General features: G+C 57.6%; 15 protein-coding genes. 7 read left to right on the top strand and 8 right to left on the bottom strand.

Features of this window, described 5'->3' with window-relative positions:
- Positions 1-33: 33 nt before the first annotated feature.
- The 3 genes from KP702_RS07595 (at position 34) to KP702_RS07585 (ending at position 3,707) form a co-directional block, all read left to right on the top strand.
- Positions 34-840 (top strand): inositol monophosphatase family protein, encoded by an 807-nt coding sequence (locus KP702_RS07595; RefSeq protein WP_202207355.1) that lies wholly within the window; start codon positions 34-36, stop codon positions 838-840.
- Positions 841-920: 80 nt separating this feature from the next.
- The gene (gene serA, locus KP702_RS07590) at positions 921-2,168 is read left to right on the top strand and encodes a phosphoglycerate dehydrogenase (protein ID WP_202207354.1); all 1,248 of its coding nucleotides are present in this window, start codon (positions 921-923) and stop codon (positions 2,166-2,168) included.
- 36 nt (positions 2,169-2,204) lie between these two features.
- Entirely contained in the window at positions 2,205-3,707 is a 1,503-nt protein-coding gene (locus tag KP702_RS07585; RefSeq protein WP_202207353.1) for a YifB family Mg chelatase-like AAA ATPase, read from the top strand.
- On the opposite strand, the gene KP702_RS07580 is transcribed toward KP702_RS07585, so the two are convergent.
- Genes KP702_RS07580 through KP702_RS07570 form a run of 3 tightly spaced genes read right to left on the bottom strand, consistent with a single transcriptional unit; the run spans position 3,687 to position 6,007 of the window.
- Positions 3,687-3,896: a hypothetical protein gene (locus tag KP702_RS07580; RefSeq protein ID WP_202207352.1), complete on the bottom strand. Its 210-nt coding sequence runs from the start codon at positions 3,894-3,896 to the stop codon at positions 3,687-3,689. The two genes, KP702_RS07585 and KP702_RS07580, sit on opposite strands and share 21 nt — an antisense overlap.
- On the bottom strand, positions 3,896-5,113 hold the full coding sequence (gene metC, locus KP702_RS07575) for a cystathionine beta-lyase (RefSeq protein WP_215768734.1): 1,218 nt from the start codon (positions 5,111-5,113) through the stop codon (positions 3,896-3,898). Before metC ends, KP702_RS07580 begins: the two co-directional genes overlap by 1 nt.
- Before the next feature lie 3 nt (positions 5,114-5,116).
- Positions 5,117-6,007: a sulfurtransferase gene (locus tag KP702_RS07570; RefSeq protein ID WP_252348600.1), complete on the bottom strand. Its 891-nt coding sequence runs from the start codon at positions 6,005-6,007 to the stop codon at positions 5,117-5,119.
- 51 nt (positions 6,008-6,058) lie between these two features.
- On the opposite strand from KP702_RS07570, the gene KP702_RS07565 reads away from it, so the two are divergent.
- A complete protein-coding gene (locus KP702_RS07565) occupies positions 6,059-7,135 on the top strand; it encodes an AI-2E family transporter (RefSeq protein WP_202207350.1) in 1,077 nt (358 codons plus the stop codon).
- Complete coding sequence (locus KP702_RS07560) at positions 7,132-7,758, top strand: endonuclease/exonuclease/phosphatase family protein (RefSeq protein ID WP_202207349.1); 627 nt, start codon at positions 7,132-7,134, stop codon at positions 7,756-7,758. The genes KP702_RS07565 and KP702_RS07560 overlap by 4 nt, the downstream gene beginning before the upstream one ends.
- 3 nt (positions 7,759-7,761) lie before the next feature.
- On the opposite strand, the gene cls is transcribed toward KP702_RS07560, so the two are convergent.
- Positions 7,762-9,174: a cardiolipin synthase gene (cls, locus tag KP702_RS07555; protein WP_202207348.1), complete on the bottom strand. Its 1,413-nt coding sequence runs from the start codon at positions 9,172-9,174 to the stop codon at positions 7,762-7,764.
- A 115-nt stretch (positions 9,175-9,289) separates the two neighbouring features.
- Here cls and KP702_RS07550 point away from each other — a divergent pair, with 115 nt between their 5' ends.
- Positions 9,290-10,006 carry an arginyltransferase gene (locus tag KP702_RS07550; RefSeq protein ID WP_099212259.1) on the top strand — a complete coding sequence of 239 codons (717 nt, stop codon included), beginning with the start codon at positions 9,290-9,292 and terminating at the stop codon, positions 10,004-10,006.
- A 2-nt stretch (positions 10,007-10,008) separates the two neighbouring features.
- Here the strand turns inward: KP702_RS07550 and parC are convergent, their stop codons facing one another.
- A complete protein-coding gene (gene parC, locus KP702_RS07545; RefSeq protein WP_202207347.1) occupies positions 10,009-12,219 on the bottom strand; it encodes a DNA topoisomerase IV subunit A in 2,211 nt (736 codons plus the stop codon).
- Between parC and KP702_RS07540 the strand changes: the two genes are divergently transcribed.
- Positions 12,196-12,672, top strand: coding sequence for a hypothetical protein (locus tag KP702_RS07540; protein WP_215768732.1), 477 nt, complete (start codon positions 12,196-12,198; stop codon positions 12,670-12,672). The two genes, parC and KP702_RS07540, sit on opposite strands and share 24 nt — an antisense overlap.
- Here the strand turns inward: KP702_RS07540 and recO are convergent.
- The 3 genes from recO to rpsB all read right to left on the bottom strand — a co-directional run bounded on the left by recO (position 12,632) and on the right by rpsB (position 15,358).
- Complete coding sequence (recO, locus tag KP702_RS07535; RefSeq protein WP_215768774.1) at positions 12,632-13,429, bottom strand: DNA repair protein RecO; 798 nt, start codon at positions 13,427-13,429, stop codon at positions 12,632-12,634. The two genes, KP702_RS07540 and recO, sit on opposite strands and share 41 nt — an antisense overlap.
- 123 nt (positions 13,430-13,552) lie before the next feature.
- Positions 13,553-14,461 carry a translation elongation factor Ts gene (tsf, locus tag KP702_RS07530; RefSeq protein WP_046901436.1) on the bottom strand — a complete coding sequence of 303 codons (909 nt, stop codon included), beginning with the start codon at positions 14,459-14,461 and terminating at the stop codon, positions 13,553-13,555.
- 102 nt (positions 14,462-14,563) lie between these two features.
- Positions 14,564-15,358 (bottom strand): 30S ribosomal protein S2, encoded by a 795-nt coding sequence (rpsB, locus tag KP702_RS07525; RefSeq protein WP_046901435.1) that lies wholly within the window; start codon positions 15,356-15,358, stop codon positions 14,564-14,566.
- Between the last annotated feature and the right edge of the window lie 166 nt (positions 15,359-15,524).

Genomic DNA, 15,524 nt, shown 5'->3' with positions numbered 1-15,524 from the left:
CACACGGCTTTCTGGCAGGAATTGAAAGAAAATATGAGCGAAACAGTTCTGGAAAAGGCGCTTTTAGTCGCCGAAGCCTGTGCAGACGCTGCCCGCGAGACAGTCATCCCCCATTTCCGCACGTCGCTACAGGCTGATGCCAAGTCTGATGACAGCCCGGTCACTGTTGCAGATCGTGCTGCTGAAAAAGTTATGCGGTCCATTCTGGAAGACGCTCTGCCAGAACACGCTATCCTGGGCGAAGAAAGCGGAATGAGCGGTCACGAAGGAGACTGGCTCTGGGTGCTGGACCCGATTGATGGAACACGCGCGTTCCTGACCGGCCGCCCAACCTTCGGAACCCTTATTTCGCTTTTTCATAAGGGTCGCCCTGTTCTTGGGTTGATTGACCAACCTCTGACGGGCGAGCGGTGGATAGGCCTTGCCGGGCAGCGGACACGCTTTGTGTCCGCCCGACTGCCCGGTCAGATTGGCACACGCGTATGCCCGGTTCTTGGGCAGGCGGAACTGTCCTGCACATCCCCGGAAATCATGACGCCCGATCACGCACCACGCTTTGCCAACCTCCAGAAGCAGGTCCGGCGGACATCATGGGGCGGAGACTGTTACGCGTACGGACTACTGGCGCTTGGGCAGATCGATGTGATCGCCGAATGCACCATGAACCCATGGGACTGGGGTGCACTTGTTCCGGTCATTGAAGGTGCAGGTGGCAGCATTACGGACTGGCAGGGCAAGCCTCTTACGCTCGAAAGTGATGGAACCGTTCTGGCGTGCGGCAACCCTGCCCTGCTCACAGACATCGTGAACCACCTTTCCCATCCGGGAACGATGGGCTAGGCATGACGCCCCGGTGATCATGGGCCGGGACAGGTTGGAATGAGAGCCGGAGCCTTCCGGTTCAGGACCGGGATGGAAATATGGAAACGCACTTCTCTCTCCCCAAGAATAAGATCCGCATCCTCCTGCTTGAAGGCATCCATGAGAGTGCTGTCGAGCATTTTAATGTGCAGGGTTATGCAGAGGTTACGCGTCTGAAAGGCGCTCTTGAAGGCGATGCCCTCAAGGAAGCACTGCAAGGCGTGCATATGGTGGGTATTCGCAGCCGGACGCAGTTGACGCGCGAAGTCATTGAATCCGCTGATCGCCTGATGGCCATCGGCTGCTTCTGCATCGGGACAAATCAGGTCGATCTGACCGCCGCCCGCATGGCCGGTATTCCGGTCTTCAACGCGCCTTACAGCAACACGCGCTCCGTCGCCGAACTGGTGATGGGTGAAGTGGTCATGCTGATGCGCCGCATTCCGTCCCGTTCTGAACAGTGCCACCAAGGTGGCTGGGACAAATCCGCCATTAATGCGTGGGAAGTCCGTGGTAAGACGCTCGGTATCGTCGGTTACGGTTCCATCGGTTCACAGCTTTCCGTTCTGGCCGAAGCCTTTGGCATGCGCGTCCTGTATTATGACATCATGCCCCGCCTCCCGCACGGCAACGCCGTTGCAGTCGCGACGCTCAAGGACCTTCTTGCCAAGTCCGATATCGTCACGCTGCACGTTCCCCAGACACCGGATACAGACCTCCTGATCGGAGAAGCCGAGATCCGGGCCATGAAGCCCAACTCGATTCTTCTCAACAACGCCCGCGGCAGTGTCGTTGACCTTGAAGCTCTGGCCGCAGCCCTCAAGGACGGCCATCTCATGGGTGCTGGCGTGGACGTGTTCCCAGTGGAGCCCAAAGTTGCAGGAGAGCGCTTCGTTTCACCGCTTCAGGGCCTGGAGAACGTTATTCTCACCCCGCATATCGGCGGCTCCACCATGGAAGCACAGGAGCGGATTGGCGTTGAAGTCGCCCGCAAGCTTGTGGACTACTCTGACGTGGGCTCCACCATCGGTGCCGTGAATTTTCCAAGCGTACAGCTTCCGGAGCGGCCACGTGGCACGCGCTTCATGCACGTTCATGCCAACCGTCCCGGCATCATGCGCCAGATCAACGAGCTGTTCGCGGCCGAGAACTGCAACGTGACAGCGCAGTATCTTCAGACGGACGGTGAAGTTGGTTACGTCGTTGTGGAAGCCGAATCTGCTGGACCGGACATGGACCAGCACCTTCTGGATGGCCTGCGCGCCCTTGATGGAACGCTTCGTGCGCGCCTGATTTACCAGCGTTAACCATCCAGTAACATGTTCTGGCTAAGATCTCGTTCCATGACGACATCTGGCCAGAACACTCCTACCCTTGCCCGTATCCAAAGCTTTGCCTTTGCTGGCATCGAAGCTGTTCCGGTTACGGTTGAAGTTCAGGTTTCAACAGGGCTTCCAGCGTTTCTGCTGGTCGGCATGGCGGACAAATCAGTCGGCGAAGCACGCGAGCGTGTCCGTGCTGCCCTGACAGCCATGGGCCTGGCCCTTCCTCCCAAACGTATTCTGGTCAATCTCGTCCCCGCAGACCTCGCCAAGGAAGGTGCACATTTTGACCTTCCCATCGCGCTTGGACTTTTGGTCGCCATGGGCATTCTACCGTTCGAGGCTGTCTCTGCCTATGCGGCCGTTGGGGAGCTTTCGCTGGATGGACGGATCAACCCGGTCAATGGCGTTTTGTCCGCGGCACTCGGTGCAGGGGCTCAGTCTCTAGGGCTGATCTGCCCGGCGCTGCAGGGAAGAGAGGCTCGCTGGGGCAATCCAGACCAAGACATTCTGGCGCCAGACACCCTGCTCGGCGTTGTGTCTCATGTCCGTGGCGAACAGGTTTTAACGCCTGTTCCCGCGGCAGAAGGATACACCCCGGATTATGGCCCTGACCTCGCTGACGTAAAGGGCATGGCTCTTGGGCGTCGAGCACTGGAAATTGCTGCCGCTGGCGGACATTCCGTTCTCATGAGCGGACCACCGGGTGCAGGGAAATCCATGCTGGCCTGCAGACTACCCGGTATTTTACCGGACCTCACGGCTGAGGAAATGCTGGAAACAAGCCGGATCCACAGTGTGTCAGGGCTCTTGAAAGATGGTCGCCTGACAATCCGGCCGCCGTATCGTGCGCCTCATCACAGTGCCAGTTTGCCTGCGATGGTCGGGGGCGGGGCCAAAGCACGGCCCGGCGAAGTCAGCCTTGCCCATAATGGTGTGCTTTTCTTGGATGAATTGCCCGAATTCTCGCGGTCATGTCTGGAGTCACTTCGACAACCTATCGAGACGGGATCAATTTCGATCGCCCGCGCTGCCCAGCACACAACCTACCCGGCCCGTTTTCAGTTCATCGCGGCCATGAATCCCTGCCGCTGCGGATATCTGGGAGACCCTGACCGGAGTTGTCGCAAGGCCCCTCGATGCGGAGAAGATTACAGCGCAAAGATCTCAGGTCCGATGATGGATCGCATGGATCTCTGCGTGCAGATTGACCCTCTCTCGCCCATCGAGATCAGTCGTTCGCCTCGGGGTGAAGACAGTGCAACCGTCCGTGCCCGTGTTGAAAAAGCACGCGATCGACAGATTACCCGTCAGAACGTGCGCAATGCTCAGGCCTCGCCAGACCTGTTTGTCATGGACGATGATGCGAGGTCCCTGGCTGAACAGGCTGCCGAAAAACTGCGCCTTTCAAATCGCGGCCTGACACGCCTGATGCGCGTCTCCCGAACAATTGCTGATCTGGAAGGAACGCAGCAGATCCAGCGCCACCATGTGGCAGAAGCGCTAGGGTTTCGGCGACGTTGATCCGTTCTTGCGACGCTTCAGATCCAGAAAAGATGGGATCATTGCGGCCATGATAAACAGCGTGATCCAGAAATTAATCCTCAGGAAAAACGCCGTTCCAAATAGCCAGACGCCATAAAGCAGGGTCGCAGTCATCAAAACATACCCGCAGACCATGACCCACCAGATCACCCATTCCTTGCGTGGCATTACTGATCGACCTGCCGCAAACCGTCCAAGCCCCGTGCCAGATCCGCCTTGAGATCATCTACACTCTCAAGACCGATATGCAGACGGAACGTCGCGGCCTTTGGAGCCCCAGCTTCGGTCACACGCCGAATATGGCCTGTGGTCGGCAAAACAAGGCTCTCGTAACCGCCCCATGAGGCGCCGATCCCAAACATGCTCAGACCATCAATCATGCGTTCCGCAGCTTCGACACTGATATCTGGTTGCAGTTCAACACCGAACAGACCGCAAGCCCCCGTAAAATCGCGCTTCCAGAATTCATGCCCGGGGCAGTCTTGCAGAGCGGGGTGCAGAACCCGGGCAACTTCGGGGCGCGTCTTTAGCCACTGTGCAATCTCGAGAGCCGAACGCGACTGATGCGTGAGGCGCACTCCCATGGTTCGCAGGCCACGCAAGGTGAGCCAGCAGTCATCCGGGCTTGCGCACTGACCTAACTGGATGGACGCATCCCGTAGGGTTTTCCAGTGTGTTTCATCATTAACCGTAATGGCCCCGATAATGACGTCCGAATGGCCGCCGGGATATTTCGTCAGAGCCTGAATGGACACGTCCACGCCATGCTCAAACGGCTGAAACACGCCAATGCCCCAGGTATTATCTAAAAACAGCAGTGCTTCCGCCTGATGAGCGACATCTGCCAGCATCGGCACATCCTGCACCTCGAATGTATGGCTTCCCGGACTCTCCGCCAGAATAACCCGGGTCTCGGCTCGGATCAGCGCCTCAATCTCTGCGCGTGTCGCCATGGGAGCATAATAGGTTGTGCTGATGCCCATCCGCTTGAGCATCGTATCTGCGAAACGACGCGTCGGACCATAAACCGAATCGGGAAGCAGAAGATGATCGCCCTGCCCCAGAAACGCCAGAAGCGGCGTCGTGCAGGCACTCAGGCCAGAGTTGACGACCTGCGTATGCGTTCCCCCCTCAATGAGCGACAGGAGCTTTTCCAGCTCATGCTGAACGGGCGTCCCCATGGCACCATACACAGCCTTATGCGAATGGCTTCGACCGTCCATCCGGTTCATGGCTTCAAGACTTGGGAAAAGAACTGTCGAGCCCCGTGTGACAGGAAGGTTCACAAGCGTGCCGCTCTCCCTGACGTCAGCCCGGCCACCCTGCACCAGCGTTGACGCCAGACGGTTCCAGCCAGCACTCACCTTCATTTCAAGGTCGCTCATGTTTTATTCTTCTCCCGTCACGATTGGTGCCTGTGGATCGCTGCCCCATTCAGCCCATGACCCATCATATAACGCGCCATCTGGCAGCCCAGCGATTGCCAGACCAGCCAGGAGCGTTGCCGCCGTCAAACCCGACCCGCAACTGGTAATCACCCGCCGCCCAGCGACTGGAGCAAACAGATCTTGCAGAGACTCAACGGGCAGAAAATGACCGGCCTCATCCACAAGCTGCGTCCAGTCGAGGCTGAGAGCTCCCGGCATATGTCCCCCTCGGACACTAGGGCGAGGTTCTGGCACGGACGCCGTGAAACGGGCATGGCTTCGCGCATCCAGCACGACAGTGTGCGAGTCAGCGTTTAGAATGTCGGCGCTTCCTGCGAGTAACCGGTATTGTGGACGCGTCCTGTAGGACGCCGGCTGTATTGGCGCAGGGTCACCGTATTCCAGTTCGCCGCCCGCGATTTCCCACGCTGCCAGTCCGCCATCCAGAACCTTCACATTTTGATGCCCGAAAAGACGGGCCAACCACCACCCCCGGCAGGCTCCAACGCTTCCTTTGCCGTCATAGAAGACAAGAGGTGTCTCTTCACTCAGCCCCAGTTCACCCATGAGACGGGAGAACCGGGCTGCACCCGGCACCGTATGTGGGAGCGGACTGTCTGGATCGGCAAAAACATCAATGTCGAATCGGCGCGCATTTGGCAGGCGTCGTTCACGAAAAGCTGCGTCCAGATCGCCCTTCTGACCGGGCAGAAGAACACTGGCGTCGAGCGGAACATATGCCGTCCCAACAGAAAGGAGGTCTTTTGCGGTGATAAGGGGGGAGTTCGTCATGGATCCACCATAGGTCGAGGGATGCGCAGAACGCCAGAGCGTGGCACAGTGTCCAGTCATGAACATGCAGGTCCCAGCCTTGAAGCCCCTGACCGTCCGGAAAACCATTGCATGAAGACCGAACGGATCATTCTTGGCTTCGTCCTTGTCGGAATTGCCTATGGATGTGGAATCATCCTCTGGCCATTCCTTTCGGCTATCCTCTGGGCGGCAATCCTGACTTTTGCGAGTTGGCCCATCTATCGGTGGCTGCGACGCCATATTCGTCCGGCTCTCGCTGCACTCACTATGATGATGCTCAGCGCCGTGACCATTATCGTGCCTTTGTCCGTTCTGACATCTGCCGGAATCAGCGATATTCCAGCAACCATCGCCAGCCTGGACACGCTGCTTCTCAAAGCCGCCTCAGCTGGCCCACCCCCAGCATGGATGGGGCGCATCCCTATGGCTGGCCCACACCTGGTCGAAGGTTGGTATCATCTGACGCATGACGTCGGTGCCGCCACGGAGATGTTGCGTCCTTACTTCGGGCAGATCGCTCATTTCACGCTTGCCGTTCTTGTAAAGCTAGCCAGCGGTCTCGTTGAGCTGGTCATGGCGCTGTTCGTCGCATTCTTCCTCTGGTTGAACGGCGACGCCCTTGGCATGACCATTACGGCCCTCATCGCTCGCATTGCTGGCCCACGCGCTACACCACGGCTCATCAATGTCATTGGTCGGACCATTCGTGGTACTGTGTATGGCGTGCTCGGCACGGCCATCATTCAAGGCGTCCTGACCGGGATTGGCCTTATGATCGCAGGTGTCCCATCGCCCGTTCTCTTGGCAGGTATCGCAGCTTTCGTGGCTGTCTTTCCCATTGGCGCCCCGTTGATCTGGATTCCAGCGGCCATCTGGCTGGCCATGACCCATCACGTCGGACACGGTCTCTTTCTGGCGGCTTATGGCGTTATCGTCATTTCAGGCGCCGACCATCTGATCCGTCCGATTTTCATTTCACGAGGTGCACAACTACCCTATCTCCTGACCGTTCTGGGAGTTCTAGGTGGCGTCGTAGCCTTCGGCGGACTGGGAATTTTTCTAGGACCTGTTCTTCTGGCCATCGGCTACACCCTGACAAGTGAGTTCGCTGCTGGCCCACACATGCCCCAATCAGGCCCTCTCTATATTTCGGAGTCTCCCAAGTGACGGCATCCCTTACGTCTGGCTCACCGTTTCGCGTTCTGAGCTGGAACCTTCTGCGCTGGGATGGCGCATCGCTCGAAGACATCCTGACAGTCATTCGTGCGGAAAATCCAGACGTCGTCCTGATGCAGGAAGCTCAGGAGCCCGTCGATGTCCTGCCAGAAATCCTGGGAGGCTATTATGATCGTATCCCTCTTCCCGGACGCCCACACGGCACAGCGTGCTGGAGCCGTCTGCCTTTCACGCAGCCTCCGTCCTTCTGCCATCTACCGCGTGGCCTGGTGGTCAAGCGTACGGCGCAGATCCTCGACTTTGGAAATTTCTCTCTCGCCAACGTCCATCTGTCGCACGGTCAGATCCTGAACCGCAGGCAATTACGCAGTCTGACAGCCAACATGCACCGGCGTGCCGTCATCATGGGGGACTTCAATCTTGTTGGCCCCGTGCTCCTGCCCGGCTTTCACGATGTTGGCCCTCGTGAAAAAACACACCGCATGCTGGATCGCCTTCCTTTGCGACTGGACCGATGCCTCGTACGTGGGGTGAACCGCCTTGAGGCGAAGGCCCTGCCACGCTTTGGCTCTGATCACCGACCCATCTCGGTGACGCTGCGCCTCAATCCCTGACGGTTACAGGTAAGGAAGAAAAAGTCTGAGCGCTGAGTTGCGGACCTGGATCAGATAAGGCGTCCGATCAATATCGTGGTGGGTCAGGCGGTTTTTCCGGTGACTATCCATGAACGCAGACAGGTCGCGCGCAACGCCCGTGTCGTAAATCTCCAGATTGATTTCGAAATTCAACCGCAGAGAACGTACGTCCAGATTAGTGCTTCCAACAAAGCTCCATTCATCGTCCACAACCATGAGCTTGGAATGGTTGAAGGGCGGATCGGCCATCCATATGCGGCACCCGGCATCCAGAAACGGCCTCAGATTGGCGTCGCGTGCATAATCAATAATGGCATGATTGCTGCTTTTGGGCACCACGACGTCAATCACTACGCCCCGCAGAGCGGCCAGATTCAATGCGGCTGAAAATCGATCGTCTGGCAGAAAGTATGGCGTCATGAGGCGAACATGCGTCTTTGCCAACGTGATAGCCTGAAGCATTCCGTACTCAATCTTCTCCAGATCTGCATCTGGCCCAGACGTAACAATCCGCATGGGTACATCACCAACCGGAACCGGCTCAGGCAGATACGGCTCCCCACGAAGCTCTTCCCCGGTTGTAAAAGACCAATCCCAGGCGAATGCTACGGAAAGCTGATGCACAATCGGCCCGCGCAACTGGAAATGCGTGTCCGCAACCGGCAGTTTGGTGCGGAGACGAAGCATGTTCTCCTCACCAATATTCAGGCCACCCATGAAACCAAGACGACCATCCACCACCAGAATTTTACGGTGATTGCGGAGGTTGATGAACGGCATGCGCCATGGCCACACAGAATGCATGAACCGCGAACACTTCACGCCATCCCGTCGCAGGCGGCGTTCAATCGCACACCTGAAATACCCACTCCCGATTCCATCGACCAAAACACGAACTTCGACGCCCCGTCTGTGTGCTTCGACCAGAGCTTCCGCGAACATTTCTCCGATCCTGTCGGCCCGGAAGATGTAAGAGCACAGCACGATCGACGTCTGCGCCTGATTGATGGCTTCGATCATGACGGGATAGGCGTTATCCCCATCATGCAACACTTTGACAGAGTTCCCCCCCATCAGCGGCCGCTCTGTCAGTCGCCCGAGCATCTTCGCCAATGGCGCCAGATGTCCGTCCATCACCTGCCGGTATTTGGCGAGCAGCTCCCGTCCTTCCCAGGAATGATGATCGATCATCTTCCGGGCCCGGCGATGCACCCGGTTGATGCCGAACATCAGATAAAGCGCTGTCCCGACAAACGGTCCGACCCAGCACACGCCAATCCACCCGGCACAGGCAGACGTATTCCGTTTATGCCGCAGCGCATGGAGCGTCACGCAGATGGGAAGCGCCCAGCGAAAAAACGTCAGAACACAATCCAGAATGGTCCAGTGCCTCATAAAACTCCCAATCAGGCCGAGGCTATACTCTTCCCGCAAAGATGATGGATGCGCCAGCGTCCTGTCTGGGTTAGGCTGAAGAACGCATCTGGTTTTCCATTGGAGGAGCGGCCCTGTGCAACACCGCCCACAGCTCTTCTATACAACCGAGCCAGCACCATGCCCGTACCTGCCCGATCGCATGGAGCGCAAGGTTCTGACTGATCTTTCCGGCCCGAATGCTTCGGCATTGCATGACCGTCTGTCCCAGGCTGGCTTCCGGCGCAGCCATACAATCGCCTACGCACCTGTCTGCATCGACTGCCGGGCCTGCAAGCCCCTGCGCCTTCCTGTAGGACTCTTCACGCCTTCGCGTGCCCAGAAGCGCGTCTGGAAGCATCACGAAAATACCAATGCTGTCATCATACCGCCGGTGCCAACGCAGGAGCAGTTTGCCCTGTTCCATGCCTACCAGGAAAGTCGGCACACGGACGGCGACATGGCCCACATGTCCTGGCAGGATTACGTCGAACTGATTTCCAACACCCCGGTGGAAACGGTTGTCGTGGAATTTCGAACCCCTGAAGGCCAACTCGTCTGCGTCAGCCTCGTGGATATTATGTCTGACGGCCTGTCCGCAGTTTATACGTTCTACGATACATCCAGCCCGACGGCCTCCTGGGGAACCTATTCAATCCTGACGCTGATCAATCTGACCAAGCGGCGCGGAAGCCTTCATCTCTATCTAGGCTATTACGTCCCCGGCAGCCGGAAAATGGCTTACAAGGCCACCTTCCGTCCGGCTGAGATCTTCCAGGGTGGTCACTGGGAAACGTTGGCCGCACCGGTCTGACATCAGCTTGGTTTGCGCAGGATCCATTGCGGAGCGGCACGCCCAACTGCACCGCGCCGTCCTTCAAGCGGGGCCAGATCAGCAGCAGGTCGTACACGCTGCCCGGGCTGCCACAGAAGGCCTTCCTCAAGCGTAAAGGCCCTGAGATCCCGCAATGTGCTCTCGCCCAGCTTCTGAAGAGACACGCCTGACCCACGCGTCATCTCAGGAACCTGTTCCATTGGGAAAATAAGAACGCGCTTGTTATGCCCGACCGCCAGAACATGCGTTCCAACTGCCGGAATACAGGCAAAAACGCTTTCCCCATCCTTGACGTTAAAAACCTGCTTGCCGGTCCGCTTCTCGGCAACAATCCCAGCTTCAGACACAATCATGCCACGCCCAGTTTCGGAGGCGATCAGGCGCTTGCCATCCTCCGTCACAGGGAACATGGCAACGATGCGCTCTTCCTGCGCAATGTCCATCAGCGTCCGCACCGGCTGACCAAAACCACGTCCACGGGGCAGATCCGCAGCTTTGAGTGTGAACGCCTTTCCTCCGCTGGCGATCAGGCAGACCCGGTCTGTGCTCTGACATTCCGCCATCAGTCCCGGCGAATCACCTTCCTTGAAGCGATGGCCTTCCGGGTCCAATCCATGGCCTTTCATGGCCCGTATCCAGCCTTCGCTGGACAGCAGAATTGTCAGAGGCTCACGATCAACCTCCAGAGCCGCTGAAATATCGATGGCTTTGGGCGGTTCAGCAATTGTTGTCCGGCGATCACCTAGTGGGCCACTGCCGAATTTCTTGATCGTGGCGTCCAGATCTTTGCCGATCCGTGTCCAGCGCCGCTTTTCAGAACCCAGAAGGGTTTCAAGAGATTTCCGCTCATCCGCCAGTGCATCACGTTCTTTACGGATTTCCATCTCTTCCAGGCGCCGCAAAGAACGCAGGCGCATATTCAGCACGGCTTCCGCCTGAATATCCGTCAAAGTAAAGGTCTTCATAAGGCAGACCTTGGGCTCATCTTCTTCTCTAATGATGCGGATGACCTCATCAAGATTCAGATAGACCGCGAGAAAGCCGTCAAGAATTTCCAGTCGGCGCAGGACCGCCGCAAGACGATGGTTGGAACGTCGAACCAGCACTTCATGCACATGTGCGAGCCAAGCCTGAATGACCTGCTTGATCGACAGAACACCCGGTACACGATCCCCGCCCAGAACATTCATGTTCAAACTGAACCGGCTTTCAAGTGCCGTGTTGCGGAACATCGTCTCCATCAGGACCTCAGGATCACATCCCTTGGTCTTGGGCTCCAGCACCAGACGAATTTCCATGGTGCTTTCATCCCGGACATCTCCGAGCAAGGGCAGCTTACGCTGCTCCATCAACTCGGCAATCTGTTCGATCAGCCGGGATTTCTGCACCTGATAGGGAATTTCAGTGACGACAATGCACCACGTACCAAAACGTCCCTGTTCAACTTCCCAGCGCGCCCGTGTCCGGAAACTGCCTCGCCCAGTTTCGTAAGACCGGATAATCGAATCCCGATCTTCCACCAGAATGCCGCCCGTCGGGAAGTCAGGGCCTGGAATGTAATCGACGAGTTCCGCAACCGTTGCTTCAGGCTTCTCAATCAGCAGCTTTGCAGCTCGGCAGATTTCACCAGCATTGTGAGGCGGAATGCTTGTCGCCATGCCCACCGCAATACCCGCGGAGCCATTGGCCAAGAGGTTCGGGAACGTCCCAGGCAGCACGATCGGTTCGTGATCTTCGTTGTCGTAGGTCGGCCGGAAATCGACAGCATCATCGTTGATGCCATCCAGCAGCGTCTGGGCAATCTCTGTCAGGCGGCTTTCCGTATATCGCATGGCAGCCGCGCCATCACCGTCGATGGAACCAAAGTTACCCTGCCCCTCCACCAACGGATAACGGACGGCAAAATCCTGCGCCAGACGCACCAGCGCTTCGTAAACGGACGCATCACCATGCGGATGAAACTTACCGATCACGTCACCGACGACACGTGCACACTTTTTAAACCCTGATGTGGGATCAAGGCGTAGCTGCTGCATCGCATAGAGGAGGCGCCGGTGCACCGGCTTGAGACCATCACGCACATCCGGAAGGGACCGCGACATGATCGTCGACATCGCATACGCAATATATCGCTCGCTCAAAGCCTCCGCGAGCTTGGTATCCTCAATATGACCCGCCAGATCAACGCCCATGCACTTCCCCTTTTCTCCGCAGGAATTAGACACTGGCGCCCGCTTCTGTCCAGCGCCGCCCTCGTTCTTCTTTCGGCCTGTTCACCTTACCGGCCCATCCTCCATGCGGAAGATACACTGGCTCGCAGCGGCTTTGTCGCCCATCCGGCCGATACAACAGCCCGCTGGCAAATGATGAACCTGCTTCCTGCCAACACCATGACGTACCGCATGCAAGGCAATATTCCGGTCCTGCTCTATGCGGATCCAACAGCCTGCGGGTGCGTCTATATGGGCAATATGTCTGCTTACCACGCTTACCAGTCCGGCCACCATGTCTCTGCGAATGAAGAACAACGTATGACCGCAGAAATTAATCAGCATCCGGGATGGGACTGGTCAGTCTGGAACTGGCGCGCAGACCCGGATGTCGTTAGTGGCCTTCGCCCAGGTCCGGTGCAGGTACAATACTGACCGCATCACTCTGCAGTTCGTTTGGCTCAGTCAATCTACGGACACGTTCGAAAAGCCTTTCGCGGGCTGCAGGCAATGGTTGATGCCGGACGCCAAAGACCCAGCGTGCCAGGAAATGACCTGTCAGGGTCATTCCCTGCAACCATTCGTCAGGCAGGCCTTCTTCTTCGTCATGTCGGAGGAAGGCCGGAAGCGGCAATAGACGGTCCCGCCATTCTCCTGCTCCCGCAACGCTGACAGCCCGGCCAGATCGTGGAGAGACAAAATCCAGATCTTCAGTCGTCTCCGTAACTGCACAGGTCGAAAGATCCAGACCGTACCCAAGGCCACCGAGCAGTTCACGTTCCCAGCGAATATAGGCCGCCATGGGGGGCGGCTCCGGAGCAACAGCAATCAATGTCAGCAGGCGGATCAGGCGCATGAAAAGCTCAGGGTGAGGCTCACCCTGTGGGAGCGCCCCGTCAGCGAGGGCACACGCACTGCTGACCATTGCCAGTTGCAACGGCAAGTCCAGCAATCTGGCTCCAACACTTTGCACAGGCTCGGCAGTCACACCTCCAAGCTGATCAGACAACCGGGCGCGCCATCTGGCCATAACAAGATTACCGGTTTGCCACAGCGGGGCCTGTTTCCGTGAACCACCCCCACGGACCATTCCATGCGAAACACCGTGCTCTTCGCTCAATAAGTGAACAAGTGCACTGCCTTCACCGTAGGGTCGAACGGAGAGAACAAGCGCAGCGGCTTCCCATTCCATCATTGCAAAGCAGCCCCACAGCCCCTGAAAACAGAAAAACTCCCGCACGATAACCATGCGGGAGTTTCCAGTCTCTCGTATCCCACTGAACAGGCAAGCCCATCAGCCGGAAAAAGAAAGATCTTACTTCGTGCCAGCAGCAGCAGCCACTTCAGCAGCGAAGTCGTTTTCTTCTTTTTCGATGCCTTCGCCAAGCTGGAAGCGCTCGAAACCAATCAGCTTCGCGCCAGCCTTCTCAACGACCTTGGACACGCGGCTTTCGCCGTCCAGCACCCACACCTGCTCCAGAAGCACAACTTCTTCGTAGAACTTGCGGACACGACCTTCGACCATCTTTTCGATGATGGCTTCAGGCTTGCCGGACTCACGAGCCTGCTCGATCAGAACAGCGCGCTCACGCTCCAGAGATTCCGGATCAACGCTTGCAACGTCCAGAGCAGCCGGACGGGTTGCAGCAACGTGCATACCAATCTGGCGGCCGAGCGTCAGAATAGCTTCACTCTCGGACGGTGCTTCAAGAGCAGCCAGAACGCCGATCTTGCCAATGCCCGGACGCAGTGCACTGTGCACATAGCTTGCGACAACGCCGGTCTCTACGGACAGAACCTTAGCGCGACGAATGGACATGTTTTCACCGATCGTGGCGATCAGGTGCGTCAGTTCGTCTGCAACCGTACGGCCAGACGGAACCTTGGAAGCCTTGATGGTTTCCAGGTCATCACCAACTTCCAGAGCAACCTGCGCAACCTGCTCAACGAAAGCCTGGAATGCTTCGTTACGGCCAACAAAGTCCGTCTCGGCATTGACTTCGACCATAGCGGCGCGGTTCGGGCCGGAAACAACGCCAACCAGACCTTCTGCCGTGGTACGGCCAGACTTCTTGGCAGCCTGGGACAGCCCCTTCGTGCGCAGCCAGTCGATGGCGGCTTCCATGTCGCCAGAGGCTTCAGTCAGAGCCTTCTTGCAATCCATCATGCCTGCGCCGGTGCTTTCGCGTAGCTCGCGAACCAGGGCTGCGGTGATCTCTGCCATGTTCTCTTATCCCTCGAAAAGATCATGCGGCCGAGCGTAAACGCCCGACCGCATGCATGTTTTTCAGTTGCCGTGCCATCAGAGAGAACACGGCACGCTGTCTCAGTTAGCGGCTGGAGCCTGCTCACCTTCGGCGACGGCAGCTTCAAGAACTGCGGTCTCAGCCGGAAGCTCTTCTTCAGCGCCGATATCGTGGCCGGAAGCGGCCAGCTCAGCAGAAATGCCGTCCAGAACTGCGCCAGAAATCAGGTCACAGTACAGGGTGATGGCACGGATAGCGTCGTCGTTGCCCGGGATCGGGTACGTGACACCGGCCGGGTTGGAGTTGCTGTCCAGAATGCCGATGACCGGAATGCCGAGCTTGTTGGCTTCTTCAACAGCCAGCTTTTCCTTATTCGTGTCGATCACGAAAATCAGGTCAGGCAGGCCGCCCATTTCCTTGATACCGCCGAGGGAGCGCTCGAGCTTCTCACGGTCACGCGTGATGTCGAGAACTTCCTTCTTTGTCAGACCAGCCGTGTCACCGGACAGCATGTCGTCGATCTGGCGCAGACGCTTGATGGAACCCGTAATGGTCTTCCAGTTCGTCAGCATGCCGCCGAGCCAGCGGTGGTTCACATAGTACTGGCCGCAACGCTGGGCAGCTTCAGCAACATGCTCAGCAGCAGCGCGCTTCGTTCCAACGAAAAGAACGCGACCACCGTTTGCAACCGTCTCGCGGACCAGCTTCAGGGCGCGGTCCAGCAGGGGAACGGTCTGCTGCAGATCGATGATGTGGACCTGATTGCGAATACCAAACAGGTACGGCGCCATTGCAGGGTTCCAACGGCGGGTGTGGTGACCGAAGTGAACGCCGGCTTCAAGGAGCTGGCGCATGGTGAATTCTGGCATTGCCATGATTCAAATTCCTAGCATCTGGTTAGACCTCCGCATGACGACGCCCCTTACGGAACACCAGAAAACCTCATGGTCATGCGTGCGGATTGTCCGTCAACCTCCTTGAAGGGAAGAAAACGGACGAGCGCGATATGGCTGATACGCGCCCTTATTGCAAGAATTTTCT

This window comes from Gluconobacter sp. P5B12 (assembly GCF_018812035.1).
In the GTDB taxonomy this organism is placed as follows: domain Bacteria; phylum Pseudomonadota; class Alphaproteobacteria; order Acetobacterales; family Acetobacteraceae; genus Gluconobacter.
Note: the sequence above shows the minus strand (reverse complement) of the source record. Positions and strands in the feature narration are given on the sequence as shown.

Coding starts and splice junctions, on each gene's coding strand:
- KP702_RS07595 (WP_202207355.1), top strand. CDS start 34: ATGAGCGAAACAGTTCTGGAAAAGGCGCTTTTAGTCGCCGAAGCCTGT.
- serA (WP_202207354.1), top strand. CDS start 921: ATGGAAACGCACTTCTCTCTCCCCAAGAATAAGATCCGCATCCTCCTG.
- KP702_RS07585 (WP_202207353.1), top strand. CDS start 2,205: ATGACGACATCTGGCCAGAACACTCCTACCCTTGCCCGTATCCAAAGC.
- KP702_RS07580 (WP_202207352.1), bottom strand. CDS start 3,896: ATGCCACGCAAGGAATGGGTGATCTGGTGGGTCATGGTCTGCGGGTAT.
- metC (WP_215768734.1), bottom strand. CDS start 5,113: ATGAGCGACCTTGAAATGAAGGTGAGTGCTGGCTGGAACCGTCTGGCG.
- KP702_RS07570 (WP_252348600.1), bottom strand. CDS start 6,007: ATGACTGGACACTGTGCCACGCTCTGGCGTTCTGCGCATCCCTCGACC.
- KP702_RS07565 (WP_202207350.1), top strand. CDS start 6,059: ATGAAGACCGAACGGATCATTCTTGGCTTCGTCCTTGTCGGAATTGCC.
- cls (WP_202207348.1), bottom strand. CDS start 9,174: ATGAGGCACTGGACCATTCTGGATTGTGTTCTGACGTTTTTTCGCTGG.
- KP702_RS07540 (WP_215768732.1), top strand. CDS start 12,196: ATGACCCGCCAGATCAACGCCCATGCACTTCCCCTTTTCTCCGCAGGA.
- parC (WP_202207347.1), bottom strand. CDS start 12,219: ATGGGCGTTGATCTGGCGGGTCATATTGAGGATACCAAGCTCGCGGAG.
- recO (WP_215768774.1), bottom strand. CDS start 13,429: ATGGAATGGGAAGCCGCTGCGCTTGTTCTCTCCGTTCGACCCTACGGT.
- tsf (WP_046901436.1), bottom strand. CDS start 14,461: ATGGCAGAGATCACCGCAGCCCTGGTTCGCGAGCTACGCGAAAGCACC.
- rpsB (WP_046901435.1), bottom strand. CDS start 15,358: ATGGCAATGCCAGAATTCACCATGCGCCAGCTCCTTGAAGCCGGCGTT.